25 protein-coding genes are annotated in these 24011 nt (G+C 66.4%); 11 read left to right on the forward strand and 14 right to left on the reverse strand.

Annotation, left to right across the window (positions count from 1 at the left end):
- Positions 1-24: 24 nt before the first annotated feature.
- Positions 25-879: a type 1 glutamine amidotransferase domain-containing protein gene (locus DIE15_RS33385; protein ID WP_244104975.1), complete on the reverse strand. Its 855-nt coding sequence runs from the start codon at positions 877-879 to the stop codon at positions 25-27.
- A 9-nt stretch (positions 880-888) separates the two neighbouring features.
- Positions 889-1602, reverse strand: coding sequence for a type 1 glutamine amidotransferase domain-containing protein (locus DIE15_RS33390; protein WP_124835537.1), 714 nt, complete (start codon positions 1600-1602; stop codon positions 889-891).
- A 120-nt stretch (positions 1603-1722) separates the two neighbouring features.
- Between DIE15_RS33390 and DIE15_RS33395 the strand changes: the two genes are divergently transcribed.
- From DIE15_RS33395 to DIE15_RS33405, 3 genes are all read left to right on the forward strand, one after another.
- Positions 1723-2655 carry a LysR family transcriptional regulator gene (locus DIE15_RS33395; RefSeq protein WP_124835538.1) on the forward strand — a complete coding sequence of 311 codons (933 nt, stop codon included), beginning with the start codon at positions 1723-1725 and terminating at the stop codon, positions 2653-2655.
- Between the two features lie 174 nt (positions 2656-2829).
- Positions 2830-3447, forward strand: coding sequence for a LysE family translocator (locus tag DIE15_RS33400; RefSeq protein ID WP_124835539.1), 618 nt, complete (start codon positions 2830-2832; stop codon positions 3445-3447).
- 110 nt (positions 3448-3557) lie between these two features.
- Complete coding sequence (locus tag DIE15_RS33405) at positions 3558-3806, forward strand: hypothetical protein (protein ID WP_057929522.1); 249 nt, start codon at positions 3558-3560, stop codon at positions 3804-3806.
- Between the two features lie 123 nt (positions 3807-3929).
- On the opposite strand, the gene DIE15_RS33410 is transcribed toward DIE15_RS33405, so the two are convergent.
- The 7 genes from DIE15_RS33410 to pobA all read right to left on the reverse strand — a co-directional run bounded on the left by DIE15_RS33410 (position 3930) and on the right by pobA (position 10892).
- Complete coding sequence (locus tag DIE15_RS33410; RefSeq protein ID WP_057929500.1) at positions 3930-5288, reverse strand: MFS transporter; 1359 nt, start codon at positions 5286-5288, stop codon at positions 3930-3932.
- A 194-nt stretch (positions 5289-5482) separates the two neighbouring features.
- Entirely contained in the window at positions 5483-5869 is a 387-nt protein-coding gene (gene pcaC / locus DIE15_RS33415) for a 4-carboxymuconolactone decarboxylase (protein WP_057929499.1), read from the reverse strand.
- A 10-nt stretch (positions 5870-5879) separates the two neighbouring features.
- Complete coding sequence (pcaD, locus tag DIE15_RS33420; RefSeq protein WP_124835540.1) at positions 5880-6665, reverse strand: 3-oxoadipate enol-lactonase; 786 nt, start codon at positions 6663-6665, stop codon at positions 5880-5882.
- Between the two features lie 13 nt (positions 6666-6678).
- The gene (locus tag DIE15_RS33425) at positions 6679-8037 is read right to left on the reverse strand and encodes a 3-carboxy-cis,cis-muconate cycloisomerase (RefSeq protein WP_124835541.1); all 1359 of its coding nucleotides are present in this window, start codon (positions 8035-8037) and stop codon (positions 6679-6681) included.
- 88 nt (positions 8038-8125) lie between these two features.
- Positions 8126-8782: a CoA transferase subunit B gene (locus DIE15_RS33430; RefSeq protein WP_124835542.1), complete on the reverse strand. Its 657-nt coding sequence runs from the start codon at positions 8780-8782 to the stop codon at positions 8126-8128.
- Positions 8783-8801: 19 nt separating this feature from the next.
- Positions 8802-9515: a 3-oxoacid CoA-transferase subunit A gene (locus tag DIE15_RS33435; RefSeq protein WP_057929496.1), complete on the reverse strand. Its 714-nt coding sequence runs from the start codon at positions 9513-9515 to the stop codon at positions 8802-8804.
- Between the two features lie 144 nt (positions 9516-9659).
- Positions 9660-10892, reverse strand: a complete 1233-nt coding sequence (gene pobA / locus DIE15_RS33440) for a 4-hydroxybenzoate 3-monooxygenase (protein ID WP_124835543.1) — start codon at positions 10890-10892, stop codon at positions 9660-9662.
- A gap of 164 nt (positions 10893-11056) precedes the next feature.
- Here pobA and DIE15_RS33445 point away from each other — a divergent pair, with 164 nt between their 5' ends.
- The 3 genes from DIE15_RS33445 to DIE15_RS33455 all read left to right on the forward strand — a co-directional run bounded on the left by DIE15_RS33445 (position 11057) and on the right by DIE15_RS33455 (position 13523).
- The gene (locus DIE15_RS33445) at positions 11057-11983 is read left to right on the forward strand and encodes a LysR family transcriptional regulator (RefSeq protein ID WP_124835544.1); all 927 of its coding nucleotides are present in this window, start codon (positions 11057-11059) and stop codon (positions 11981-11983) included.
- Between the two features lie 101 nt (positions 11984-12084).
- A complete protein-coding gene (gene folE / locus DIE15_RS33450; RefSeq protein WP_057929493.1) occupies positions 12085-12720 on the forward strand; it encodes a GTP cyclohydrolase I FolE in 636 nt (211 codons plus the stop codon).
- Complete coding sequence (locus DIE15_RS33455; protein WP_057929492.1) at positions 12720-13523, forward strand: SDR family oxidoreductase; 804 nt, start codon at positions 12720-12722, stop codon at positions 13521-13523. Before folE ends, DIE15_RS33455 begins: the two co-directional genes overlap by 1 nt.
- 102 nt (positions 13524-13625) lie before the next feature.
- Here DIE15_RS33455 and epsC read toward each other — a convergent pair whose 3' ends face one another.
- Both epsC and DIE15_RS33470 read right to left on the reverse strand, forming a co-directional pair.
- On the reverse strand, positions 13626-14546 hold the full coding sequence (epsC, locus tag DIE15_RS33465) for a serine O-acetyltransferase EpsC (RefSeq protein ID WP_057929491.1): 921 nt from the start codon (positions 14544-14546) through the stop codon (positions 13626-13628).
- A gap of 137 nt (positions 14547-14683) precedes the next feature.
- A complete protein-coding gene (locus DIE15_RS33470; protein WP_011659947.1) occupies positions 14684-14917 on the reverse strand; it encodes a hypothetical protein in 234 nt (77 codons plus the stop codon).
- A gap of 279 nt (positions 14918-15196) precedes the next feature.
- On the opposite strand from DIE15_RS33470, the gene DIE15_RS33475 reads away from it, so the two are divergent.
- The 3 genes from DIE15_RS33475 to fnr all read left to right on the forward strand — a co-directional run bounded on the left by DIE15_RS33475 (position 15197) and on the right by fnr (position 17609).
- On the forward strand, positions 15197-15607 hold the full coding sequence (locus DIE15_RS33475) for a DUF3005 domain-containing protein (protein ID WP_057929490.1): 411 nt from the start codon (positions 15197-15199) through the stop codon (positions 15605-15607).
- 629 nt (positions 15608-16236) lie between these two features.
- Positions 16237-16704, forward strand: coding sequence for a universal stress protein (locus DIE15_RS33480; RefSeq protein ID WP_057929488.1), 468 nt, complete (start codon positions 16237-16239; stop codon positions 16702-16704).
- Positions 16705-16862: 158 nt separating this feature from the next.
- A complete protein-coding gene (fnr, locus tag DIE15_RS33485) occupies positions 16863-17609 on the forward strand; it encodes a fumarate/nitrate reduction transcriptional regulator Fnr (RefSeq protein ID WP_057929487.1) in 747 nt (248 codons plus the stop codon).
- 49 nt (positions 17610-17658) lie between these two features.
- Here fnr and DIE15_RS33490 read toward each other — a convergent pair whose 3' ends face one another.
- Positions 17659-18552 (reverse strand): LysR family transcriptional regulator ArgP, encoded by an 894-nt coding sequence (locus tag DIE15_RS33490; RefSeq protein ID WP_124835545.1) that lies wholly within the window; start codon positions 18550-18552, stop codon positions 17659-17661.
- A 106-nt stretch (positions 18553-18658) separates the two neighbouring features.
- Between DIE15_RS33490 and DIE15_RS33495 the strand changes: the two genes are divergently transcribed.
- Positions 18659-19279 carry a LysE/ArgO family amino acid transporter gene (locus DIE15_RS33495; protein WP_124835546.1) on the forward strand — a complete coding sequence of 207 codons (621 nt, stop codon included), beginning with the start codon at positions 18659-18661 and terminating at the stop codon, positions 19277-19279.
- Between the two features lie 377 nt (positions 19280-19656).
- Positions 19657-20604, forward strand: coding sequence for an aldo/keto reductase (locus DIE15_RS33500; RefSeq protein ID WP_057929484.1), 948 nt, complete (start codon positions 19657-19659; stop codon positions 20602-20604).
- Between the two features lie 201 nt (positions 20605-20805).
- Here DIE15_RS33500 and DIE15_RS33505 read toward each other — a convergent pair whose 3' ends face one another.
- Entirely contained in the window at positions 20806-22293 is a 1488-nt protein-coding gene (locus tag DIE15_RS33505; protein ID WP_124835547.1) for an NAD-dependent phenylacetaldehyde dehydrogenase, read from the reverse strand.
- Between the two features lie 41 nt (positions 22294-22334).
- Positions 22335-23933: a GMC family oxidoreductase gene (locus DIE15_RS33510; RefSeq protein ID WP_057929482.1), complete on the reverse strand. Its 1599-nt coding sequence runs from the start codon at positions 23931-23933 to the stop codon at positions 22335-22337.
- Positions 23934-24011: the final 78 nt, after the last annotated feature.

A 24011-nucleotide genomic window follows, 5' to 3' on the forward strand; every position in this document is an offset into this window, starting at 1 on the left:
GCCACGCCGGTCCATTGCGTGGCATTACTTCAGCCGCTTCAGCATTTCACCGGCGACGTCGAGTGCGGAGGCCGGATTCTGGCCGGTGATCAATTCGCGATCGGTCACCAGGTGCGCGGTAAACGGCACCTCGTTGCTGCTATAGATTCCGCCTGCCTGCTGCAACGCAGTCTGCGGATAGAACTTCATCACCCCGCCGCCAAGCAGACCTTTCGCCTGCGCTTCTTCCGCGTTGCTGATCACCGTCATGCGGTAACCGGCATAGATCCATTTCGGGTAGCTGTCGCTCGTGTTTCCCGAGGCGAGCTTTCGTGCAAAGCCCTGTGCATCGGGCAGGGTCGACAGCAGCGCAATCGGACCATGACAAACGAGCGCCGTGGTCTTGCCGCGCGCGTGAAAATCGGCCAGCAGTCGGCCGACCGCGGGGCTCGTCAGAAGATCCTGCATCGGCGCGTGGCCGCCGGGAACATAGACGGCATCGAAGTGCCCGTAACCGATCTGCTCCACCCGCGACAGACTGATCACGGGAGAGTGCGAGCGCGACGTGATCTGCAGCTTGTCGAGCAAAGCCCGGTAGTCGCGCATCGCCTTTTCGTCGCCGTTGAAGTACATCTTGTCGGCAGACGTGGCATCCATCGTGGGCGCCTTGCCTTCGGGCGTGGCGAAGGTCACCTGATGGCCGGCATCAAGCAAGGCCTTCACGGGCTGCATCAGTTCGTTCAGGTAGAAGCCGGTCGCGAAGACCTTGCCGTCCTTCAGATCGAGGTGATCGGAATCCGACAACACCACGAGCACGTTGGCAGCGTGAGCGCTGTACGCTGCAATGCCGAGCATGGCGGCAACGGCGAGCTTGCGCATCGAATGCATCGCTTTCTCCATTGGGGAATTTCAGGCCTGTCCTGAACGGTTCAGCAACAGGTAGCGGATCGCCGCGCCAACGCCGGAAGCCGACTGCGGGTTCTGGCCGGTCACGAGACGTCCGTCGACGACGACCTTCGCCGTCCAGTTCGGCACGGGATGGTGAAGCGCACCGCGCTGCGTCAACGTGCTCGCGAGCAGGAAAGGCACGACGCGATCGAGTTGGACCGCGCGTTCCTCTTCATCCGTGAATGCGCTGAGGTTCTTGCCGGCGACCAGGTAAGTACCGTCGCCGAGCGTCACATCGACCAGCGCCGCGGGGCCATGACATACCGCGCCGACCACACCCCCCGCCTCATAGACCGCGCGCGTCACCTTTTGCACGTCGGCATTGCCCGGAAAATCCCACATCGCGCCGTGGCCGCCTGCAAAGAAGACAGCGGCATATTTCGACGCGTCGACATCGCCCAGTCGCTGCGTATGGCGCAGCGCGTCGCGGAAAGCACTGTCGTTCCAATAGCGCGCGTTGATTTCATCCGTCAGGTCAAGCCCATCGACGGGCGGCTCGCCGCCCTGAATCGACGCGAATTCGACCGGGATGCCGGCCGCGTCGAGTTCGGCAAGCGGATGCGTCACTTCGCCGAGATAAAACCCGGTCGGCTCGCCGGTCGAGCCTTTCGTCGCGTGGCTCGTGAGTACGAACAGCACGGACAAGTCCTGCCGGTCGCGATGTTCACTATTCATGGTTCGCTCCTCGATTTCAGTGGGTGACCCGACGACGGATCACAACGCGCCCACTTTATTTGGCTCAATGGAGGAGATAAACTCAGTCAAAAGTAAATCTTCTGTTCTCTGGAGGACAAGATGGGGCGAAGATTCGACCATCTCGGTGATGTGGAAGCATTCATCACGGTTATCGAAAAAGGCTCGATGACCGCAGGCGCGGTGGCCCTGGGCAGCACACCTTCCGTTTTGAGCCGAGCCATTACACGCCTGGAGACTCGGCTGGGCGCGCAGTTGCTGCGTCGTTCGACTCGGCGGTTGAGCCTGACGGAGCAAGGCAGGCTCTATCTGGAACAATCGCGAGCGGCGTTCTTGCTGATCGACGACGCCGAGCGTGCCATTCAGGGGCACGGCGGCACGTTGACAGGTCATGTCCGGCTCAGCGTGCCGACGACGTACGGACACTATCGTCTGCCGCCGCTGCTTCGGCGGTTCACGCAGCAACACCCGCAGGTTCGCGTGGAGCTGAACATCGCGAACCGGAACGTGGATCTGGTGGCCGAGGGTTTCGATCTGGCGATCCGGCTAGGCGAATTGCCCGACAGTGGATTGGTCGCGCGCAAGCTCGAAGATGCAGCGTTGTGCCTGGTCGCGTCGCCCGATTACATCGCCCATGCCGGCATGCCGGAAACCGTGGCCGACCTGGAGCGTCACCTTTGTTTGCCTTTCATGCTGCCCAGCAGCGGCCGTATCGCACCGTGGGTGTTCCAGGACGGCGGGCAGGACATCGATTGGCTGCCGCCGTCGAACATCGCGGTCTCCGACGATGTGCTGGGGGTCGTTTCAATGGCGCAGAGCGGCGCCGGCATCTGCCAGACCTATGATTTTATTGTTCGGGACCGGATTCAGGCCGGAACGCTCATCGAACTGCTGCCCCACTTCCGTGGCCGCACACGGCCGTTTTCGGTGATCTATGCGCCTCATCGTCGCTTGTCTGCGGCGTCACGGGCCCTGATCGACATGATTGTCGCGTCGACCTCCGATTCATCGAAGTGGAAACAGAATGGTGGTTGATGGGCGCTCTCGACTAGCTGTGAACATGCAGAAGGCCAACAACAACGCCAACCCTCTCGCCGATCGCCACCAACCCCGTACCGGCAATCGCCCGACAAACTGTACCGGTACTGTACCGAAAACCGTCGCTACACTGACTCCATCCCAGTCTCGAATACGAATGGAGAATCCGCGATGGAATTCCTCACCCTCAGCGCGTTGCCCGCCGGCATGCTGTTCGCGCTCGTCACGTCGATCACGCCCGGCCCGAACAATACGATGCTGCTCGCGTCCGGCGTCAATTTCGGTTTCCGTCGCACGATACCGCACCTGTTCGGCATCAGCATCGGCGTCGCGATCCTGATGCTGTGCGTCGGTTTCGGTCTCGGCGAAGCGTTCCACCGCGTGCCGGTCCTGTACACGGTCCTCGAAATCGCGAGCGTCGCCTACCTGCTGTACCTCGCATGGCGCATCGGCACGTCCGGCGAGGTGAAGGCGCAAGGCGCCAAGCCGCGGCCGATGACGTTCCTCGAGGCCGCAGCGTTCCAGTGGGTCAATCCGAAGGCGTGGATGATGGTGCTGACCGCCGCGACGACGATCCGCCTGTCCGCCGACTACGGGATGAACGCCGCATGGATGGCCGTCGTATTCATCCTGATCGGCTTTCCGTGCATCAGCCTGTGGGCCGCGTTCGGCCTCGGCCTGCGCCGCTTCCTGTCGAACCGCCGCGCGCTGCGCATCTTCAACGTGACGATGGCCGTGCTGCTGATTCTGTCCCTGTATCCGCTCGTCGCGCACCTGTTGCCGCAGTGAGCGCTCACAGCGCGCCCGTTGAGATTCACGCCTTGCAAGCGTAGGCTTGAAGTCCGGGCGCGCGCGACCGCTTCGCCGGGTGCGCCGCTGCTGTCGGGAGACTACCGATGCTGAAGCCAATGTTGAGAGCGGGCGAGCATATCGAGGGGATGCACTGGATCGCCGAATATCACCCGCTCACCCACGACATCCGCGTGCTGCGCGAAGACATCGAGATCGGCACCTACTGCGCGCCGCCGACGATGTTCGGCGAAGAAGAGGACATGGGCGCCGCGAACCTCGCCGATCATCGCAGCCGGGAGGCCGCGCTGCGCGCGTATCTGCGCAACTTCGTGAAGGAACACGACGCGGAGGAGTAGCGGCGCGACGGCCGCAATGGCAACGGGCCGCCGAAGCGGCCCGATCTGCTGTTGCGTGTCAGCCGTCTTGCGGCCAACCGCTGCACGCGGAGGGCCGGCGCATCGCCCCGGCCCCGATCGCGCTCAATGCCCGAGCGACTCGATCTTCCCTGCCGGTTGCGCGACGCCATGCGGCCGCGCCATCTGCTTGATCAGCAACGCGAGGCACGCGAGCAAGCCTGCGACCGCGATCGTCGCGAACACGCCCGCGAACGAGAAGTGCCGGCGCGTCAGCTCCGCCACGAGGAACGACCCGGCGATCCCGCCGAAGCGGCCGACTCCCAGCATCCACGCGACGCCGGTGCCGCGCCCTTCGGTCGGATAGAACGCGGCGGCGAGCGCCGGCATCGACGATTGCGCGGTGTTCATCAGCACGCCGGCGATGAACACGACCAGCACGAGCAGCCCCACATTCCCCGCCGCCTGCCCGATCGCATACACGCTGATCGCGGTCAGCGCATAGCACACGGCGATCACGCGGTTCGCGTTGAAGCGGTCCATCAGCACGCCGCACAGCACCGCGCCGACGCCACCGAGCGGGAACAGCGCGGAGATCAGCGTCGCGCTCTTCGGCGTGAGACCGGCATCCTTCAGCAGGATCGGCATCCAGTTGATCGACGCGTAGAAGATCACGAGGCCCATGAAGTACGCGATCCACAGCATCACCGAGCCGACGATGTACGAGCGCGACAGCACGACGCCGAGCCCCTTGCTGCCCGTCTGCGGCGCGGCTTCGGTCATCGCGAACGAGGTTGCGTTCAGCGCGTCGCGCGAGATCCGTGCGAGCGTCGTGCGGATCCGGTCGACGCTCTGGCCCTGCGCGACCATGAAACGCACCGATTCGGGCATCTTCAGCAGCAACAGCACGCCGAGCAGCAGCGGCGTCACGCCGCCGAGCATCAGCACGCTGCGCCAGCCAAAATGCGGGATCATCCACGCGGCGAGAAAACCGCCGAACGCGGCGCCGAGCGGGAAGCCGCAGAACATCAGGTTGATGACGGTCGCGCGGCGCTTGTCCGGGCAGAACTCGCCCATCATCGTGACCGCGTTCGGCATCGCGGCGCCGAGGCCTACACCCGTGACGAAACGCAGCACCGTCAAATGCCCGACGGTCGTCGAGAATGCGGAAACGAGACACGCGACGCCGAACAGGAACACCGAGCCGAGCAGCAGCCAACGGCGTCCGAGACGGTCGGACAGCGGGCCCGACACGAGCGCGCCGCAGGCAAGGCCGAACAGCGCGGCGCTGAGTACGGGTGCGAGATCGGGCTTGGTGAGGTTCCATTCACCGAGCAGCGACGGTGCGATGAAGCCGATCGCGGCCGTATCGAAGCCGTCGAGCAGCACGATCACGAAACACATCAGGAATACGAGCCATTGAAAGCCGCCGAACGGCTGCTCGTTGATGAAGGTCTGGACATCGACCACGGGTGTGCGATTCATCGCTAGTCTCCTTGTCGGCCGAGGCTGGCGCTGCAGCGCTTGCTCCGGTCCCATCCAACATTGATATATGCAACAAGCGCGGCCTCGTGGCCGCGCCTTTCCTTCGTTCACGCACCGATTCGCTGCCGGCGCGCTCGTTGATCGCCACGGCCCGCCAGCATCAGCGGGCCGCGCGATCGGATCACCGCCGGCGCTCAGCCGGCCCCATCCTGTTCCTTGAAGATCTTGTCCGCGAGATGGAACGCGGAGTTCGCGGCCGGCACGCCGCAATAGATCGCGGTCTGCAGCAGCACTTCCTTGATCTCGTCGCGCGTCACGCCGTTGTTGCGTGCGGCGCGCAGATGCAGCGCGAGCTCCTCGCCGCGGTTCAGCGCGACCATCATCGCGATGGTCAGCAGGCTGCGCGTGTGGCGCGGCAGGCCGTCGCGGGTCCAGATCTCGCCCCACGCATAGCGCGTGATCAGGTTCTGGAATTCCTCGGTCACCTCGGTGCGGTTCTCGATCGACCGATCGACGTGCGCGTCGCCGAGCACCGCGCGACGCACCTTCATGCCTGCTTCATAACGTTGCTGGTCGTCCATCGTCGATGCCTCACGCGGTCAGGAAGTCGAGCAGCGCGCGGTTGAAACCGTCGGTGCACTCGATGTTCGAAATGTGCGCGGCGTCGAATTCGACGTGGCGCGCGCCAGGAATCGCGGCAGCCAGCGCACGACCCTGGTCGGGTGGCGTCGACATGTCCTTCGCACCGGTCACGACGAGCACCGGCAGCGCGATGCCCTTCACTTCCTCGCGCAGGTCGGCCGCGTTCAGCGCGTCGCAGTTCGCCGCGTAACCGTCCTTGTCGGTATGCACGAAGGTGTCGCGGATCGCGTCGAACAGGCGCGGCTCGCGCTCGACGAACGCGTCGGTGAACCAGCGCGGCAGCACCGCGTCGGCGAGCGCGGCCATCCCTTCGGCACGCGCCTTCTGCGCGCGCGGCGCCCACACTTCGGGCGAACCGATTTTCGCGGCGGTGTTCGCCAGCACGGCGCGCACGATGCGCGACGGGAAGCGCGCGGCGAGCGCGGCGCCGGTCAGACCGCCCATCGAGATCCCGCAGAAGTACGCGCGCTCGATGCCGACGTGGTCGAGCAGGCCGATCACGTCGCCCGCGAGCTGATCGACCGTGTACGAGCCGGCCGGCGCGTCGGAATGACCGTGGCCACGCGTGTCGTAGCGCAGGATGTTGAAGTGCTGCGTGAGCGGGCGAATCTGCGGCGCCCACATCTGCAGGTCGGCGCCGAGCGAGTTCGAGAAGACGAGCCACGGCGCGTCGTCGCGCGCGGCACGGTCGATCCGGTAATGCAGTTTCACGCCGTTGACAGTGGCGAAAGGCATCTTGTTCTCCTGGTTATTGCGCGCTCGCGTGCAGCGCGAGCACGGCGTCGACGTAGGCCTGCGCCTCGCCGACGTAATGTGCGGGATCGAGCAGCCGCGCGAGCGCGTCGCGCGACAGATGGGCCGATACGGTCGGATCGGCGGCGAGCACGTCGAACAGCGTCGCGCCAGTGCGCACGGCTTCCTTCGACGCATGCTCGACGACATGGTGCGCGTCGAGCCGGCCGATCCGGTCACCGAGCGCGAGCATCACGGCTTCGCCGAGGATCAGCCCGTGCGTCAGGTCGAGGTTCGCGGCGAGGCGTTCGGTGTTCACGTCGAGGCCCGCGACGATCTGCGCGATCTGCGCGAGCGCGCCGCCGGTCAGGCGCGCGAGCTCGGGCAGCGCGTCCCATTCGGCCTGCCAGCCGCCGAGCGCGCGCTCGTGCTCCTGCACCATCCCCGCGAACACGGTCGCAACGAGGTTCGGCGCGCGCACCGCGGCGGTCAGCACGGCCGCGCAGCCGACCGGGTTGCGCTTGTGCGGCATCGTCGACGAGCCGCCCTTGCCGGCAGCCGCCGGTTCGCCGAGCTCGCCGACTTCGGTCTGCATCTGCAGCGACACGTCACGCGCGATCTTGCCGAGCGTGCCGGTCAGCATCCCGAAGCACGACGCGGCTTCCGCGATGCGGTCGCGCTGCGTATGCCACGGCACGGCCGGCAACGCGAGCTTCAGGTCGGCCGCGAGCGCGGCGCTCACGCCGGTCGCGTGCTCGCGCAGGCTCGCCAGCGTGCCGGCGGCGCCGCCGAACTGCAGCACCAGCGCACGCTCGCGCAATTCGGCGAAGCGCGCGCGATGGCGCAGCAGCGCATCGAGCCACTGCGCGAATTTCAGGCCGAGCGTGATCGGCAGCGCCTGCTGCAGCCACGTGCGGCCGATCATCGGGGTCGCGCGATGCGTGCGCGCGAGCGTCGCGAGCGACGCGCACGCTTCGTCGAGCAGCGGTTCGAGCACGTCGAGGGTGTCGCGCAGCTGCAGCACGGTCGCGGTATCGATGATGTCCTGGCTCGTCGCGCCCCAGTGCACGAACTTCGCGGCCTCGGGGTCGTCGGCCTTCACTTGCGCGGTGAGCTGCTTGACGAGCGGAATCGCGAGATTGCCGCCGAGCGCCGCGCCGTGCGCGAGCGCGTCGGCGTCGAGCCGGCCGGCGTCGCACGCGCGTTCGATCGGCGCGACCGCCGCGGCGGGAATCACCTGCTGCGCGGCAAGCGCGCGCGTAAGCGCGGCTTCGACGTCGAGCATGCGCTGGATCGTCGCGCGGGGCGACCAGATCCGGTTGAGCGGCTCGGTGCCGCAGATGAGGGAGGTCAGGCGGGCGCTGTCTTCGAGCATGGCGTCAGATTGGGGAAACGGCGTGCGCCTATTGTCTACCCAAGCGAGCCGGCGTGCGCTCGATCGCGCTCGCCGGCTCGCTTGCCGTTCAGGCCGCGGCCTTGCGCGTCGCGTCGATCAGCGGCATGCCGGTCAGCTTCTGCAGCTCGTCGAACGACAGGTCGGTGAAGATCTCGCTTACCGCGAGGCCATCGGCCGTCACGTCGAGCACGGCGAGATCGGTATAGATGCGGCTCACGCACTGCACGCCGGTCACCGGATACGAGCACTGCGCGACGATCTTGCTCTCGCCCTGTTTCGTCAGGTGCTCCATCATCACGAACACCTGCTTCGCGCCGATCGCGAGGTCCATCGCGCCGCCGACGGCCGGAATCGCATCGGGCGCGCCCGTATGCCAGTTCGCGAGATCGCCGTTCGCCGACACCTGGAACGCGCCGAGCACGCAGTAGTCGAGGTGGCCGCCGCGCATCATCGCGAACGAATCCGAGTGGTGGAAATACGCGCCGCCAGTGAGCAGCGTCACGTGCTGCTTGCCGGCGTTGATCAGCTCGTCGTCTTCCTCCCCGGGCGCGGGCGCCGGGCCCATGCCGAGCAGGCCGTTCTCGCTGTGCAGGAAGATTTCCTTGCTCGGATCGAGGTGGTTCGCCACCAGCGTCGGCACGCCGATGCCGAGGTTCACATACGCGCCTTCGGGGATGTCCAGGGCAACGCGCTTGGCCATTTCATCGCGGGTCAATCGTTTCATTTCGGGTCTCCTCTGGCGGTCAGGCGGCTTGCGCTGCACGTTCGGCGGCCAGCTCGGCCGCATGCGCGGCCTGCGGCACTTCGACGACACGCTGCACGAAAATGCCCGGCGTCACGATGTGTTCCGGATTCAGCCCGCCGAGCGGCACGACTTCCGACACCTGCACGATCGCGACCTTCGCGGCGCTGGCCATGATCGGCCCGAAGTTGCGCGCGGTCTTGCGATACACGAGGTTGCCCCAGCGGTCGCCCTTGTACGCCTTCACCAGCGCGAAATCGGCGTGGATCGGCGTCTCGAACACATACGACTTGCCGTCGATCACGCGCGTTTCCTTGCCTTCCGCGAGCTTCGTGCCGAAGCCCGTCGGCGTGAAGAAGCCGCCGATGCCGGCGCCCGCCGCGCGGATCCGCTCCGCGAGGTTGCCCTGCGGCACGAGCTCGAGCTCGATCTCGCCCGCGCGGTACAGCGCGTCGAACACCTGCGAGTCGCTCTGGCGCGGGAACGAGCAGATGATCTTGCGCACCCGCTTCGCCTTGAGCAGCGCCGCGAGACCCGTCTCGCCGTTGCCCGCGTTGTTGTTGACGATCGTCAGGCCGCGCGCGCCCTGCTCGATCAGCGCGTCGATCAGCTCGGACGGCATGCCTGCCGTGCCGAAGCCGCCGATCATGATGGTCGCGCCGTCGTGGACGTCCGCGACCGCCGATTGAAGCGATTCGAAAATCTTGTTGACCATGTCTCTTCCTGATACGAACCCGCGGCACGATGCGCGGCCTGTCGAGGGGGCACGCGCGTGTCGCGTGCCGCGCCGGAGGCCGTTGTCGACCTTCGGTATTTGTTCGCTATTCGAACCTAGATTCGATTAGCGAACGATGGCCGATCATAGAGTCGTGCACAGCGCGTTGTCAAGGCGGGATGCCTCGGGGGTCGTCTGGTCGTCGAACGGCAGGCCGACGTAGTTTTCGGCCAGCGACTGCGCGGCGGCCCGCGAGCGCGTGACGTATTTCAGTTCGGCAAACTTCAGGCGATTGACGAACGGCGAGTCGTCCGGCGACGCATGCAGCATGTTCGTCATGAAGTACGAGAAATGCTCGGCGCGCCACACGCGTTCGAGGCAGGTCGCCGAGTAGCGCTCGAGCGGCGCCGCGTCGCCGTTGCGGTAGCGCTCGCCGAGCGCGCGGGACAGCGCGCGGACGTCGGCCACCGCGAGGTTCATTCCCTTCGCGCCGGTCGGCGGCACGATGTGCGCGGCGTCGCCGGCGAGGAACAGGCGGCCGTGCTGCATCGTTTCCGACACGAAGCTGCGCATCGGCGTCACGCTCTTCTGCGTGATCCGGCCCTCGGTCGGCGTCCAGCCGGTGTCGTTCGAGAAGCGCGTGTGCAGTTCGTCCCAGATCCGCGCGTCGGACCATTCGGCGAGGTCTTCGTCAGGCTTGCACTGCAGGTAGAGGCGTGTGACCGTCGGCGAGCGCATCGAGAACAGCGCGAAGCCGTTGTCGTGATGCGCATAGACGAGCTCGTCGAGCGACGGCGCCGCGTCGGCGAGGATGCCGAGCCAGGCGAACGGATAGACGCGCTCGAACGTGTTCAGCCGCTCGGCGGGAATCGTCTGGCGCGCGATGCCGTGGAAGCCGTCGCAGCCGGCAATGTAGTCGCAGTCGATGCGGTCCTCGTGACCGTCGGCGTGCTTGAACGTGACGAACGGGTGCTCGCTTTCGACGTCGTGCAGCGCGACGTCGCTGACTTCGAAGTGCATCGGGTGGCCATGCGCGTCGCCGGCTGCGATCAGGTCGCGCACGACTTCGTGCTGGCTGTAGACGGTGATCGCGCGCCCGCCGGTGAGCCCGCTCAGGTCGATGCGGTGGCGCTGGCCGGAGAACAGCAGCTCGATGCCGTGATGTTCGAGCCCTTCGCGGCGCATCCGCTCGCCGAGGCCGGCTTCGTTCAGCGTGTCGACGGTGCCCTGTTCCAGCACGCCGGCACGGATGCGGTTCTCGCAGTATTCGCGCGAACGCGCTTCGACGAGGATGGAATCGACGCCTTGCAGGCGCAACAGATGGGAAAGCAAAAGGCCGGACGGACCGGCGCCGATGATGGCGACCTGGGTGCGCATTGTTCGTCTCCTGTGTCGGCCCGAGTTAGCGCTTTAGCGCTTACTCGGGCCCCATGCAAAGCAAATTGGTTCGAGTAATGGAACCCATTTGAGCGCTTTCCCGACTATGCGGCAACGCGATTCAGGAGATATCTTGTATACGTTTTGAAGATACCGCCCTGGCGATGGATCCGCTCGATCTGAACCTCATTCCCTACCTCGTCGCGCTCGACGACATGCGCAACGTCAGCCGCGCCGGTGACCTGCTCGGCGTGAGCCAGCCGCGCGTGAGCACCGCGCTCGGCCGCCTGCGCGAGTATTTCGGCGATCCGCTGTTCGTGCGCACGTCGCGCGGGATGGAGCCGACGCCGCGTGCGCTCGCGCTGCTGCCGGCCGCGCGCGACGCGCTCGCGCAGATCGAGCGCGGCCTCGTCGCGCCGCACGACTTCGATCCGGCGGCGAGCACGCATACGTTCTCGATCGCGCTGTCGGATGTCGGCGAGATCGTGTTCCTGCCGAAGCTGCTGCAGGCGTTCGCGACGCAGGCGCCACATGCGAACCTGCGCTCGGTCTCGCCCGCGCACGACGAAGTCGGCCGCGGCCTCGAAGCCGGCTCGATCGATCTGGCGGTTGGCTACTTCCCCGATCTGGACGGTAACAACTTCTTCCAGCAGCGGCTGTTTACGCACCGGTTCGTCTGCCTGATGCGGCGCGGCCATCCGTTCGAACAGGCGCCGCCGTTCACGGTCGAGCAGTTTCTCGGTTGCGGGCACGCGGTGGTGCGCGCCGAAGGACGCAGCCAGGAAGTGCTCGAGAAATACCTCGCGAAGCAGCGCATGCACCGGCGCGCGGTGCTCGAGACGCCGCATTTCATGAGCCTGCCGTTCATCCTGAGCCGCACCGACCTGATCGCGACGGTGCCGCATGCGATCGGCTATGCATATGCGGCCGAGCACGCGTTCATCGTGCCGGTCGAGCCGCCATTGCCGCTGCCGCGCTTCGACCTGAAGCAGCACTGGCATCGCAAGTTCCACAACGATCCGCGCACGGCATGGCTGCGCGGCGTCGTCGCGTCGCTGTTCAACGACGAGCAGGACGAGTGGCCGAAGTGAAGCCAGGCGAGCGGCGGGCTGCACGCACGCCCCGCGAAAGCATGAAACAATGGCCGGATATCCGCGCCGCCGCGGGCGGGCGCATTCGATGGAGCGACTAGATGGGTAAGGGTAAAAAAAACACGCGGCCCGAGCCGGCCGCATCCCGGCCTAGCCGGGAAGAAGCCGAGGATGCCGTTCGCGTGCTGCTGCGCTGGGCCGGCGACGATCCCGCCCGCGAAGGCCTGATCGACACGCCGGCACGCGTCGTGCGCGCCTATGAGCAGTTCTTCGCCGGCTATGCGCTGGAGCCGCGCGACATCCTCGCGCGCACGTTCAGCGAAGTCGACGGCTACGACGAAATGATCGTGCTGAAGGACATCCGCTTCGAGAGCTACTGCGAGCACCACATGGTGCCGATCATCGGCCGCGCGCACGTCGCGTATCTGCCGAACCATCGCGTCGTCGGCATCTCGAAGCTCGCACGGCTCGTCGATGCGTTCGCGAAGCGCCTGCAGATCCAGGAAAAGATGACCGTGCAGATCGCCGACACGCTGTTCGACGTGCTGCAGCCGAAAGGCGTCGGCGTGATCCTCGAAGCGGCGCACCAGTGCATCTCGACACGTGGCGTGCACAAGCCGGGCGTCGAAATGGTCACGTCGCGCATGCTCGGCACGTTCCGCACCGATCCATCGACGCGGCGCGAATTCCTGTCGATCGTCGCGAATCCTTCCTCAGTCAACCTGACGAATACGTAATGCAGTCCACGAAGCAAGCGGCGAACGCACCGGTCGTGCTCGTGACCGGCGCCGCGCGCCGGGCCGGACGCGCGTTCGCCGAGTATTTCGCCGCGCACGGCTATCGCACCGCGGTCCACTACGATCGCTCCGCCGATGCCGCGCATGCGGCGGCCCGTACGATCGCCGAACGCGGGCACGATTCGGCCGCGCTGCAGGCCGACCTGTCGGATGCCGCGCAGATCACCGCGCTGATCGACCAGGTGTATGCGCGCTTCGGCCGCCTCGACGTGCTGGTCAACAACGCGTCGGTGTTCTGGCAGGACCATTTCCCGAGCTTCGACCTCGCGGCGTTCGACCAGGCGTGGACCGTCAATTGCCGCGCGCCGATCCTGCTCACGCGCGCGTTCTACGAACGGGCCCGCGCGGCCGGCACGCAGGGCGTCGTCGTCAACGTGGTCGACCAGAAGATCAAGGAAAACTTCCACCGCGACCATTTCAGCTACACGGTCGCGAAGGCCGCGCTCGGCAACCTCACGCAGATGCTCGCGCTGTCGTCGTCGCCGGTGCTCCGCGTGAATGCGGTGTTCCCCGGGCTGATGCTGCCAAGCGACGACCAGACGCAAGCCGACTTCGAACACGCGAGCCGCGCATCGACGCCGCTCGCGCGCATCGCCGGCCCCGACGACGTCGCAGGCGCGATCCTGCTGCTGACGGGCAGCGCGTACAACGGCGTGGATTTCGTCGTCGATGCGGGGCAGAACCTGATCCGCGTCGACCAGGACGTGCTGTACAAGCATCGCTCGCCGGCCGGCAGGCACTGACGGCCGGCTGTACGGGAGCGGCCGCGCGCCGCCCCACTTCGCCTGCGTTGCCTGCGTTGCCTGCGTTGTGCGAACGACGCCCCGCGCCGTTCACACGCCGCGTTACGGCTTCTCGGCGCTGCCGCCTTCGCGGACCTTGCCCTGCGCGACGCTCGTGCCGGGCGGCACGCTGTGCGTGAGCCACACGTTGCCGCCGATCACCGAGCCGCGCCCGATCGTCACGCGGCCGAGAATCGTCGCACCCGCATAGATCACCACGTCGTCCTCGACGATCGGATGCCGCGCATTGCCCTTGACCAGCGCGCCTTCGCCATCGGCCGGGAAGCTCTTCGCGCCGAGCGTGACGGCCTGGTAGACGCGCACGCGCTCGCCGATGATCGCGGTCTCGCCGATCACGACACCGGTGCCGTGGTCGATGAAGAAGCTCGGGCCGATCTGTGCGCCCGGGTGGATGTCGATGCCGGTGGCCGAGTGCGCGATTTCATTGATGAAACGTGCGAGCAGCGGCACGCCGAGCTGGTGCAATGCGTGCGCAAGCCGATGGTGCATCATCGCCAGCACGCCCGGATAGCACAGCAGGATCTCGGTGATGTGCTGCGCGGCAGGATCGCCCGCATACGCAGCCTGGATGTCGCTGACCAGCAGCGCGCGAACCGACGGCAACTGCCGGCCGAACTCGCGCGCGATCTCGAACGCGCGTTCGTCGAGCTCGGCGAACGGCGTGTCCGCATGCTCGGGCAGGAACGGCAGCGCACGGCGAATCTGTTCGGACAGGATCCGCAGCGTGCTTTCGAGCGTATGGCCAACGTAATAGTCGACGCTTTCGTCGGTGAGATCCGGCGCGCCGTAGTGCGTCGGAAACATCGACGCGCGCAGACCGGTAACAATCTTGCAGATCGCGTCGCGCGACGGCAACTCGCGGATGCCGCGCGGATGACGCGTGCGATGGAGTTCCTCGCGCGACTCGCGCAAGCCGGCAACGATTTCTTCGAGGCCCCACTGACGGACGGGTGATGTCGACATATGCAAATGCAGGCAGCCGCGCTCGATCGCACGGCCGCTAATAAAGTGACGGGTTCCGCAAGATTACCGCGTTTTCGTCCGGCAGCGGCACGCCGGAGGATCGGCCGGACGGCCGATGCTGGCGCCACGCGACGGCGTCAGATCGTGATGCTGCTCGCGTCGATCCAGCGCACGGCCCAGTCGCGCGCATGCGCGATCGCATCGCCTTCGTCGTTGAACTGGAGCTCGGTCGGGAAAAAACGGTTCGCAACGAGCTCCCCATCGCTCGATCGGGAGATCACGACGTAGGGTTTGAACGAACCGTCACTGGCGCGCGCGGGCGCGCAATTCAACAGATATCCGCGGTGCGTGAAAGCAGTAGTCGCTTGCATGAATCCGCCACCTCTAGTCCCTTGATTTGTTGTTCACTACCCGTCTTAAGGGTGCTGCGGCGCCCCGGCGCGGGCAGAGGCGGCGAGACTGCTTCCCCTGTCGCCGCTTCGCAGGAAAAGAATCATACTCTGTAGAAAACGGGTGTTCTAGCTTAAATAAATCATGACAAATCAGTTCGCGCCGTGCGACTGCGGCGATCGCCCGCGCGCCGTTTTCCCCGTCTTGCCCGGAACGGGATTTGCTTCGATCCGGAGCGCTTCGCCGCGAGGAGAGCCGTGATGGAAACGTCAGCTCAAGCGCACGCCGCGCATCCACGCAGCATCGAACTCGACAACGACGACACGCACGACAGCACCGTCGACACCGACGGCAAGAATCGCGAGGCCGCGCGTCTCGCGAGCGGCGGCGCGTTCTCGCCCGACCAGATCACGCGCAGCAACGCGTCGCTCGTCAACGCGATGCCCGAGGCCGGCGACGGCTTCGCCGGCTTCGACAGCCGGCCCGGCGGCAATCACCCGGCGTTCGCGCTGCGTGCCGGCTACATGGTGATCGAGAAGGGGTTCGACGCGCCGTCGCACGCCGCCGACGCGCGGTTCGGTCCGGTTCACCGGATGTACGGCAGCGCGTACTGGCCCGGCCACGGACGCCGGCCGGAACGGGTGATCGAAATCACGGCGGTGCCGAAATAGCGCGCGCGGCGTTTGAATCGGTCGTTCGATTGCCGGGTTGAAGCAGGGCCGACGGCCGATGCGCATCGGTTGCTCGATCGGTGTGTCGACAGCGTGATCTTCCGAATCGGCGCCGGTATTGATATCGGCACCGGTTCGGGTTCTGCACTCGTCACGGTTTCGCAACGCCCGGTGTCGGATCCCGAGCGACGTCGATGCACAGACGTTGATCGAAGTCACGCCGGTGCGACGCGGATGCGATTCAATGGACGGTGAGGCTCGCGGTTTGCGGGGCGGTCATCGACATACGTCGACGACGCGGAGTGCGCGATTCGAGCGCGCTCGTGCGCCGCACCGTCGGACGATGCCCGCGCAACCGTTATCGGCGACGATCCGGGATCCGCACGACGCTCGCGCATCGTCACTACGCGGCAACTGTCGCGATCCGTCGTGCACATCGCCCGACGCAGCATGCCGCGCGCGCATGGCCGGCGATCGCTGCGCGCCGCGGCGACGGCTGAAGCGCCGCGGTCGCGGCGACCGGCACGTCGCTGCAAAGCCCCTGCCGTTGGTTTACTCTGCCTCCCAACAACGCACGACCCGCTCGGCCGTTCGGCCGACTTCCGTTCAACCCGCCACACGGAGACACTATGTACAAGCGCATTCTGGTTGCCATCGACGGCAGCGACACGTCCCGCCACGCGTTCGATGCGGCCCTCGCACTCGCGAAGGAGCACGGTGCCGAACTGCAACCGTTCTACGTCGTCGAGAACGCCGCGATCTACTACAACGTGCCGGGCTACGATCCGTCCGTGCTGCGCGACCAGCTCGTCGCGCAGGGCAATGCGCTCGCGGCGGATTTCACGAAGCTGATGCAGGCGGCCGGCGTGAAGGGCGAGACGGTGATGAGCGAGGCGTCGTCGCTCAACGACGTGTCGACACTGATACTCGATGGTGCAAAAGCATTCGACGCCGACCTGCTCGTGCTCGGCACGCACGGCCGCCGCGGGTTCCGCCGCCTCGTGCTCGGCAGCATCGCCGAACAATGCGTGCGGCATGCGACACGGCCCGTGCTGCTGATCCCGGCCGCCGCGCATACGGACGAGCAGGAAGGCTGAGCGGCGTTAGCGCGCGTACCGTGGATGCGCGGCGGCATGCACGCATGCCGTTGCGACGCCACGCGGCATGGGCGCGCGGTCGCGACGTTTTGTCACCCGACAGCCGCAACTTGCGGTGGGACAATGATTCCGTCGATTCAATGCCGGAGTAAACGATCATGTTGACGCCCGTCGCCACGCGCCCCGCCGCCCCGTCCCATGCAGGCAACTGGGCGCCCCGTCAGGCCCCGCACTGCTCGTCGTGCGCAATGCGGCACCTGTGCATGCCGCAGGGCCTCGCACCCGAAGCGCTCAGCCGCCTCGAGTCGGTCATCTGCGCGGCGCGCCCGGTCAAGCGTGGCGAGGCGCTGTTCCGCGAAGGCGACACGTTCGACAACCTGTACGCCGTGCGCTCGGGTTCGCTGAAAACCGTTGCCACGCGCCACGACGGCCGCGAGCAGGTCACCGGCCTGCACCTCGCGGGCGAAGCGCTCGGCCTCGACGGCATCTGCGACGATACCCACCCGCGCACCGCCGTCGCGCTGGAAGACAGCTCGGTCTGCGTGATTCCGTACAGCGCGCTCAAGTCGCTGTGCTCGGAAGCCGGCTCGATGCAGCTGCGCATGCACAAGCTGATGAGTGAGCAGATCGTGCGCGAAACGTCGCAAACCATGCTGCTCGGTTCGCTGAACGCCGAAGAGCGCGTCGCCGCGTTCCTGCTCGACGTGTCGTCGCGCTACCTGAAGCGCGGCTACTCGCCGTCGGAATTCAACCTGCGGATGACACGCGAGGACATCGGCAGCTATCTCGGCATGACGCTCGAAACGGTCAGCCGCACGCTGTCGAAGTTCCAGAAGCGCGGCCTGATCGAAATGCACGGCCGCCTCGTGCAGATCGTCGACTTCGACGGCCTGCACCACGTCTGACCCCACGCGGCGCGTGTGATACGCGCCGCCCTCGCCTCTCCCGCTTCGATCAGTCGAGAAACAGCGCGGCACGCGTCTTGAGCGCCGCGCTGAAATCGTCGAGCCAGCCGATCGACAGGCGCCAGCTCTGCCAGTACAGCTCGATATCGACGGTCCGCCCGCGCGACATGTCGACCAGTTCGCCCGCCGCCAGCTGGCGATCGACCATCCGGTCCGGGCACATTCCCCATCCCAATCCCGTTTCGCACGCGCGCAGGTAGCCCGCGACGTGCGGAATCCAGTGTTGCGGCGGATCGAGATCCGCGCGCGTCACGCGCCGGATGAAGCGCGCCTGCAAACCGTCCTTCGGATTGAACATCACGCACGGCGCGCGGCGCAGCGCATCGCGCGTGATACCCGCGCCGAAATAACGTTCGTAAAACGCCGGCGAGCACACCGCGCGATAGCGGATGCGCCCGAGCCGCGTCGACCGGCACCCTTGGATCGGCTCGGCCTGCGCGGTCACCGCGCCCTGCACGCTGCCGTCGCGAATGCGCGCGGCCGTGTAGTCCTGGTCGTCGATCACGAGGTCGAGCAAGGTCTCGCGCTCGGTACAGAACGGCCCGACCGCGTCGATGAACCAGGTCGCGACGCTGTCGTCGTTGACGGCCACGCGCAACGTCGGCCACGCACTCGCAATCTGGCCCGGTAATGCCGGCATCCGGCCGCCCAGCTCGGCCTCGAGCAATTGCACGCGTTCGGTATGCCGACACAGCAGCGCGCCCGACGTCGTTGCGACGCACGGCTGCCCGCGCTTGACGAGCACGCTGCCGACGCGCTCCTCCAGCAGCTTCACGCGCTGCGATACCGCCGACGGCGTGATGTTCAGCTCCTTGGCTGCCCGTTCGAACGAACCGTGCCGGATCACCGCCGCGAGGGCGTCGAGCAACGCGTAGTCGAGCATTAGATTTCCTTAATCTGCATTAGCTTAATTAGCTTCTCTTATGTTGCCGCTGACCGCAGACTAGCGCCAACCGATTCGCCCGTCTACTGCTTCCCCTCTTCCCATCATGAACTGGATCGCTTTTTCCCACGGCGCCGCCCTGTGCGGGTCGCTCATCGTCACCATCGGCGCGCAGAACGCCTTCGTGCTCCGGCAAGGCATCATGCGCTCGCATGTCGGCAAGATCGTGCTGCTGTGCGCGCTGTCCGACATGATCCTGATCGGCGCGGGTGTAGGCGGCGCATCGGTGCTCGTCGGACGCTATCCGACCTTCGTCCACATGGTGCTGTACGTCGGCCTCGCCTATCTCGCATGGTTCGGCTTGAACGCGCTGCGCCGTGCGTTCAAGCCGGGACACGAAACGCTCGACGTCCGCGGCGACGCCGTCGCGCCGCCGCCGCAGGGCGCAGTCGCGATCGTACTGATGACGCTCGCATTCACGTGGCTCAACCCGCACGTGTATCTCGACACGTTCCTGCTGATCGGCACGGCCGGCGCGCGCGAGCCGGAAGGCGCACGCGTCGCGTTCGCGATCGGCGCGATGTCGGTCAGCGTCGTGTGGTTCCTCGGGCTCGGATACGGTGCGAGACTGCTCGCGCCGTGGTTCCGCAAAGCCGTCGCGTGGCGCGTGCTGGACGGCGCGATCGGCAGCATGGTGCTGTTTCTGGCGGCCGTGCAGTTGCGGTAACGCGCTTGGTCATCGACCGATCGTGGGCGGCGACTGGCCGCCCGTTTTTCGTTCCGCTCCGACGCAGCGTCGCAGCAAGCCTGGTTTCCACTCGCCTCTCCCCCGTTCCCTGCCGCGCCCTGCCACAGCAAAATTCAGTTCCCGATCGAACGCAACCGCACGGATCATCGATATAGCGGATGACGCATCCGCCATCCGCTGCAAGTCCTCCGTCCAGGCAGCCGCGTGTCCGCTGCACGATTCCGATCGATCGGCGAGAATATTCGAGCGTCCCGCGACCACGGCGAAGGCGCTTCACCCATCTGCCCGTCCCGTCACCCTCAACTCGGCCGGTCCCGTCGTTCGATCCCCTCACCCCGCAGATTTCGGAGAGCAACATGGCACTACGTACCCTCGGCACGTCGAACATCCAGGTTTCCCCGCTCGCCTTCGGCGGCAACGTCTTCGGCTGGACCGTCGACGAGACCGCATCGTTTGCGCTGCTCGACGCGCTCGCCGACACCGGCATCAACTTCATCGACACGGCCGACGTCTATTCGGCCTGGGCGCCCGGCAACAGCGGCGGCGAATCGGAAACGATCATCGGCAAGTGGCTCAAGCGTTCCGGCAAGCGCGACCAGGTCGTGATCGCGACCAAAGTCGGTCTGCTCGAAGCGCGCGCCGGCCTGACGAAGGACAACATCCTGACGGCCGCCGACGATTCGCTGCGCCGCCTGCAGACCGACTACATCGATCTGTATTTCTCGCACCGCGATCTCGCCGACACGGCCCCGCTCGAAGAAACGCTCGCCGCCTACCAGACGCTGATCGACGCGGGCAAGGTGCGCATCATCGGCGCGTCGAACTACAGCGGCGCACGCCTGCGCGAAGCCGCCGACATCAGCAAGCGCGACGGCCTGCCCGCGTACCAGGTGATCCAGCCGGAATACAACCTGATCGATCGCGCCGAATACGAGCGCGATCTCGAACCGGTCGTGCGCGACCTGAAGCTTGGCGTCGTCAACTACTACGCGCTCGCGAGCGGCTTCCTGTCGGGCAAATACCGTAGCGAGGCCGACCTGAAGAAGAGCGTGCGCGGCGATCGCGTCGCCGGCTATCTCGACGCACGCGGCCTGCGCATTCTCGCGGCGCTCGACGACGTGTCGGCGAAGCACGGCACGCAACCGGCCGCGATCGCGCTCGCGTGGCAAATCGCGCGGCCGACGATCACCGCGCCGATCGCGAGTGCGACGTCGCTCTCGCAGCTCGCACTGCTCGGCGAAGCAATCCGAGTGAAGCTCGATGACGAAGATATCCGCAAGATCGACGAGGCCAGCGCGGTCTGACGTCGCCGGCAACGGGCCGGTCGGTGAAATCGCGCAGTCGGTGGTTCGCCCGCCCGGGTCCTTCATCGATTGACCACGCCCTGCGACGAGCCCGTCGCGCGGCTGAAATGCGCCTGGCTCGCGACTCCGAGGCACCTGGACCTCGGACGGTAACGCCCGCCCGGTCCACGCCGAGCGGGCTGTACGTGGGGTGCTGCGTCCTCAGAACCGAATCGTCACCGATTTCGGCTCGGTATAAGCGTCGATGAACGACGATCCGTATTCGCGGCCGACACCGGACCCCTTTGCGCCGCCGAACGGAACGGCCGGGTCGACCAGCGTATGCATGTTCACCCACACGGTGCCGGCTTCGATGCGCGGCACGTAGCGCAGCGCCTTCGAGAGATCGTTCGTCCACAGGCTCGCGGTCAGCCCGAACGGCGTGTCGTTCATCATCGCGATCAGTTCTTCCTCGTCGTCGAACGGCACGAACGCGCCGACCGGCCCGAAGATCTCCTTGCGATACGAAGCCGATTCCAGCGAGCGCGGCAGCACGATCGTCGGCTTCACGTAGAAGCCGTCACGCGCATACGCGCCGCCGCCGGTGACGATCGTGTCGCCTTCCGAGCGCGCAAGGTCGAACGCGTCGACGCACTTGCGGAATTGCGGCTCGTTGCAGACGGGGCCGATCATCCCGGCGTCGTCCATCGGATCGGCCGGCTGGAAGCTGTCCAGGCGCGCCTTCAGCTTCTCGACCACCTCATCGAACTTCGAACGATGCACGAAGAACCGTTCGGCCGACGCACACACCTGCCCGCTATGCAGGAACCCGGCCTCGACGATGCCGTCCAGGATCCTGTCGACCGGCGTATCCGGCAGGAACGCCGCCGCATTCTTGCCGCCCAGCTCGAGCGTGAAGCGCGTGAAGTTCGCGTTGACGGCTTCCTCGCCGATGATGCGGCCAGTCGGCACCGAACCCGTGAACGACACCTTCGCCACACGCGGATCGCCGATCACCTTCGAGCCGACCCGGCCTGTGCCGTTGATCACGTTGAGCGTGCCGGGCGGCAACCCCGCTTCCGTCGCCAGCTCGGCGATGCGCAGCATCGTGAGCGGCGTGAACTCCGACGACTTGATGAGCACCGTGTTGCCGGTCGCGAGCGCCGCACCGAATTTCCACACCGGGATCATCACCGGGAAATTCCACGGAATGATCCCGAACACGACGCCCAGCGGCTCGCGCAGCGTGAACGACGTGTAGCGCTCGCCGTTCATGCTCGGAAACGACGGGGCGAGCGTTTCGCCCGCGATCTTCGTGGCCCAGCCCGCGTAATAGCGCAACCAGCGGGCGGACCAGCCGACTTCGATCACGCGCGACAGCCCGATCAGCTTGCCCGACTGCGCGGTTTCGATCTGTGCGATCTCTTCGCCGTGTGCTTCGATCAGGTCTGCGAAGCGCAGCAGGATGCGCTCGCGATCGGCCGGCATGAGGTTTGCCCACGCGCCGCGGAACGCGCGATGCGAAGACGCGATCGCGGCCTCGACGTCGTCGTCGGTCGCCTGCGCGACGGAGCCGATCACAGCACACGTCGCCGGATCGCGCACGTCGATCCGTTCGCCGCGGCCGGCCACTGCGCGGCCGTCGATGTAATGACCGTGTTCGCGCGCGAGAAACGCGTTGACTTCATCCAGCATCCGAACCAATGCCATCTGTACTCCTCCCGAAATTGAATTGAACGTGAAAGGCCCAATCAGGCCGCGCTGGCGATCAGGTCCGACGCCTTCTCGGCGAGTGCGATGGTCGGCGCGTTCGTGTTGCCGCTCGGGATGCTCGGCATCGTCGAGCTGTCGGCCACGCGCAGCCCCGCGATACCGTGCACGCGCAGCTGCGGATCGACGACGGACGACGCCGCATCCGTGCCCATCCGGCAGGTGCCGACCGGGTGATAGACCGTCTTCGCCGCGCCACGCACCCAGTCCTCGATCCGCGCGTCGTCGTCGGGCGGACAGTCCGGCGAGAAGATCTCGTCGACGTGATCCGCGAGCGCCGGCTGGCGCAGGATCTTCAGCGCGAGCTTCGCGGCCCGGATCTGGCCGTCGACGTCGCGGCGATCGGCCAGGTAGCCGCCGTCGATGCGCGGCAGCGCCTGCGGGTTCGACGAGCGGATCGTCACGCGGCCGCGCGAATACGGTTGCAGATGGCCGGTCTTGATCGTGATGCCGTGCGTGCGACCCGCCGTCACGCCGATCGGATCGTCGAACGAATCGATCGTCGGCAGGAAATGGAACTGGACGTCCGGCTGCCCCTGCCCGCAGGTATCGACGAACGCGAACCCTTCGAGCACCGGCGAGGTCAGGATGCCCGAGCGGAACCACTTCCACTGGATGCCATGCTTCAGCGCACGCCATCCCTTGTCCTGGCCATAGAGCGACACCGGCGTGCGGATCGTCGCATTGACCGACATGTGCAGGTGATCGTGAAAGTTCTCGCCCACCGGCAGCACGTGCCGGACCTGCACGCCGGCGTCCTCGAGCACCTTTTGCGGCCCGATGCCGGACAACTGCAGGATCTTCGGCGAGCCGATCGCGCCGGCCGACACGATGATTTCCGCCCGGGCGCGCGCGGTCACGCGACGGTTGCCCTGCCGATACGTGACGCCGGTCGCGCGGCCGCCTTCGATTTCCACGCGCTCGACCAGCGCATCGACTTCGAGGCTGAGTTCCGGACGGTTGCGGATCGAGCGCAGGTAGGTCGCCGCCGTCGAGCCGCGCTCGCCGTTGAAGATCGTCGCCTGATAGAACCCGACGCCCTCCTGCCGCTCGCCGTTGTAGTCGACCAGGTAGTCGAGCCCCATCTGCTGGCCCGCCCGCACGAACGCCTGCGACAGCGGATGGCGATAGCGGATCTCGGTGACCTGCAGATGCCCGTTGTTGCCGTGATAGGGCGCAGTCAGCGATTCGTTGTTCTCCGCCTTCGCGAAGTAGCGCAGCATGTCGTCCGCGCCCCAGCCCTTGCAGCCGAACTCGGTCTCCCAGCGATCGTAGTCGTTGCGGTGCCCGCGCACGTACAGCATCCCGTTGACGGAGCTCGAGCCGCCGAGCACGCGCCCCTGCGGCACCGCGATCGAGCGACCCTTCACGTCGTCCGACGGCTCGGCCGCATACGGCCACGTGTGGCGCGGAATGGCTTTCGCGAGCCCGCCCGGCATGTGGATGAACAGATCCTTGTCGTGGCCGCCCGCCTCCAGCAGCAGCACAGTGCCCTTGCGGCGCTCGACGAGATGGGTCGCGATCGTGCAGCCCGCCGAGCCGGCGCCAATGACGATGTAGTCGAAAGTTCTATCGGACATCCTGGTATGCGCCCGCTGTCGTCCGCACGACGTTCGCCGGCGCGTGCTGCCGCCGCATGCGTTCGTCGCCCAGCCTTC

Origin of the sequence: Burkholderia sp. Bp9031 (assembly GCF_003857965.1) — a bacterium.
Classification (GTDB): Bacteria; Pseudomonadota; Gammaproteobacteria; order Burkholderiales; family Burkholderiaceae; genus Burkholderia; species Burkholderia ambifaria_A.

Bases quoted from the DNA above. Each gene is read 5' to 3' on its own strand.
- fnr (WP_057929487.1), top strand. From the start codon at position 16,863: ATGTTGACGCCCGTCGCCACGCGCCCCGCCGCCCCGTCCCATGCAGGC.
- DIE15_RS33400 (WP_124835539.1), top strand. From the start codon at position 2,830: ATGGAATTCCTCACCCTCAGCGCGTTGCCCGCCGGCATGCTGTTCGCG.
- DIE15_RS33410 (WP_057929500.1), bottom strand. From the start codon at position 5,288: ATGAATCGCACACCCGTGGTCGATGTCCAGACCTTCATCAACGAGCAG.
- DIE15_RS33500 (WP_057929484.1), top strand. From the start codon at position 19,657: ATGGCACTACGTACCCTCGGCACGTCGAACATCCAGGTTTCCCCGCTC.
- DIE15_RS33495 (WP_124835546.1), top strand. From the start codon at position 18,659: ATGAACTGGATCGCTTTTTCCCACGGCGCCGCCCTGTGCGGGTCGCTC.
- DIE15_RS33480 (WP_057929488.1), top strand. From the start codon at position 16,237: ATGTACAAGCGCATTCTGGTTGCCATCGACGGCAGCGACACGTCCCGC.
- DIE15_RS33445 (WP_124835544.1), top strand. From the start codon at position 11,057: ATGGATCCGCTCGATCTGAACCTCATTCCCTACCTCGTCGCGCTCGAC.
- DIE15_RS33470 (WP_011659947.1), bottom strand. From the start codon at position 14,917: ATGCAAGCGACTACTGCTTTCACGCACCGCGGATATCTGTTGAATTGC.
- DIE15_RS33385 (WP_244104975.1), bottom strand. From the start codon at position 879: ATGGAGAAAGCGATGCATTCGATGCGCAAGCTCGCCGTTGCCGCCATG.
- epsC (WP_057929491.1), bottom strand. From the start codon at position 14,546: ATGTCGACATCACCCGTCCGTCAGTGGGGCCTCGAAGAAATCGTTGCC.
- DIE15_RS33390 (WP_124835537.1), bottom strand. From the start codon at position 1,602: ATGAATAGTGAACATCGCGACCGGCAGGACTTGTCCGTGCTGTTCGTA.
- DIE15_RS33510 (WP_057929482.1), bottom strand. From the start codon at position 23,933: ATGTCCGATAGAACTTTCGACTACATCGTCATTGGCGCCGGCTCGGCG.
- DIE15_RS33505 (WP_124835547.1), bottom strand. From the start codon at position 22,293: ATGGCATTGGTTCGGATGCTGGATGAAGTCAACGCGTTTCTCGCGCGC.
- DIE15_RS33425 (WP_124835541.1), bottom strand. From the start codon at position 8,037: ATGCTCGAAGACAGCGCCCGCCTGACCTCCCTCATCTGCGGCACCGAG.
- DIE15_RS33395 (WP_124835538.1), top strand. From the start codon at position 1,723: ATGGGGCGAAGATTCGACCATCTCGGTGATGTGGAAGCATTCATCACG.
- folE (WP_057929493.1), top strand. From the start codon at position 12,085: ATGGGTAAGGGTAAAAAAAACACGCGGCCCGAGCCGGCCGCATCCCGG.
- pcaC (WP_057929499.1), bottom strand. From the start codon at position 5,869: ATGGACGACCAGCAACGTTATGAAGCAGGCATGAAGGTGCGTCGCGCG.
- pcaD (WP_124835540.1), bottom strand. From the start codon at position 6,665: ATGCCTTTCGCCACTGTCAACGGCGTGAAACTGCATTACCGGATCGAC.
- DIE15_RS33475 (WP_057929490.1), top strand. From the start codon at position 15,197: ATGGAAACGTCAGCTCAAGCGCACGCCGCGCATCCACGCAGCATCGAA.
- DIE15_RS33455 (WP_057929492.1), top strand. From the start codon at position 12,720: ATGCAGTCCACGAAGCAAGCGGCGAACGCACCGGTCGTGCTCGTGACC.
- DIE15_RS33435 (WP_057929496.1), bottom strand. From the start codon at position 9,515: ATGGTCAACAAGATTTTCGAATCGCTTCAATCGGCGGTCGCGGACGTC.
- pobA (WP_124835543.1), bottom strand. From the start codon at position 10,892: ATGCGCACCCAGGTCGCCATCATCGGCGCCGGTCCGTCCGGCCTTTTG.
- DIE15_RS33490 (WP_124835545.1), bottom strand. From the start codon at position 18,552: ATGCTCGACTACGCGTTGCTCGACGCCCTCGCGGCGGTGATCCGGCAC.
- DIE15_RS33430 (WP_124835542.1), bottom strand. From the start codon at position 8,782: ATGAAACGATTGACCCGCGATGAAATGGCCAAGCGCGTTGCCCTGGAC.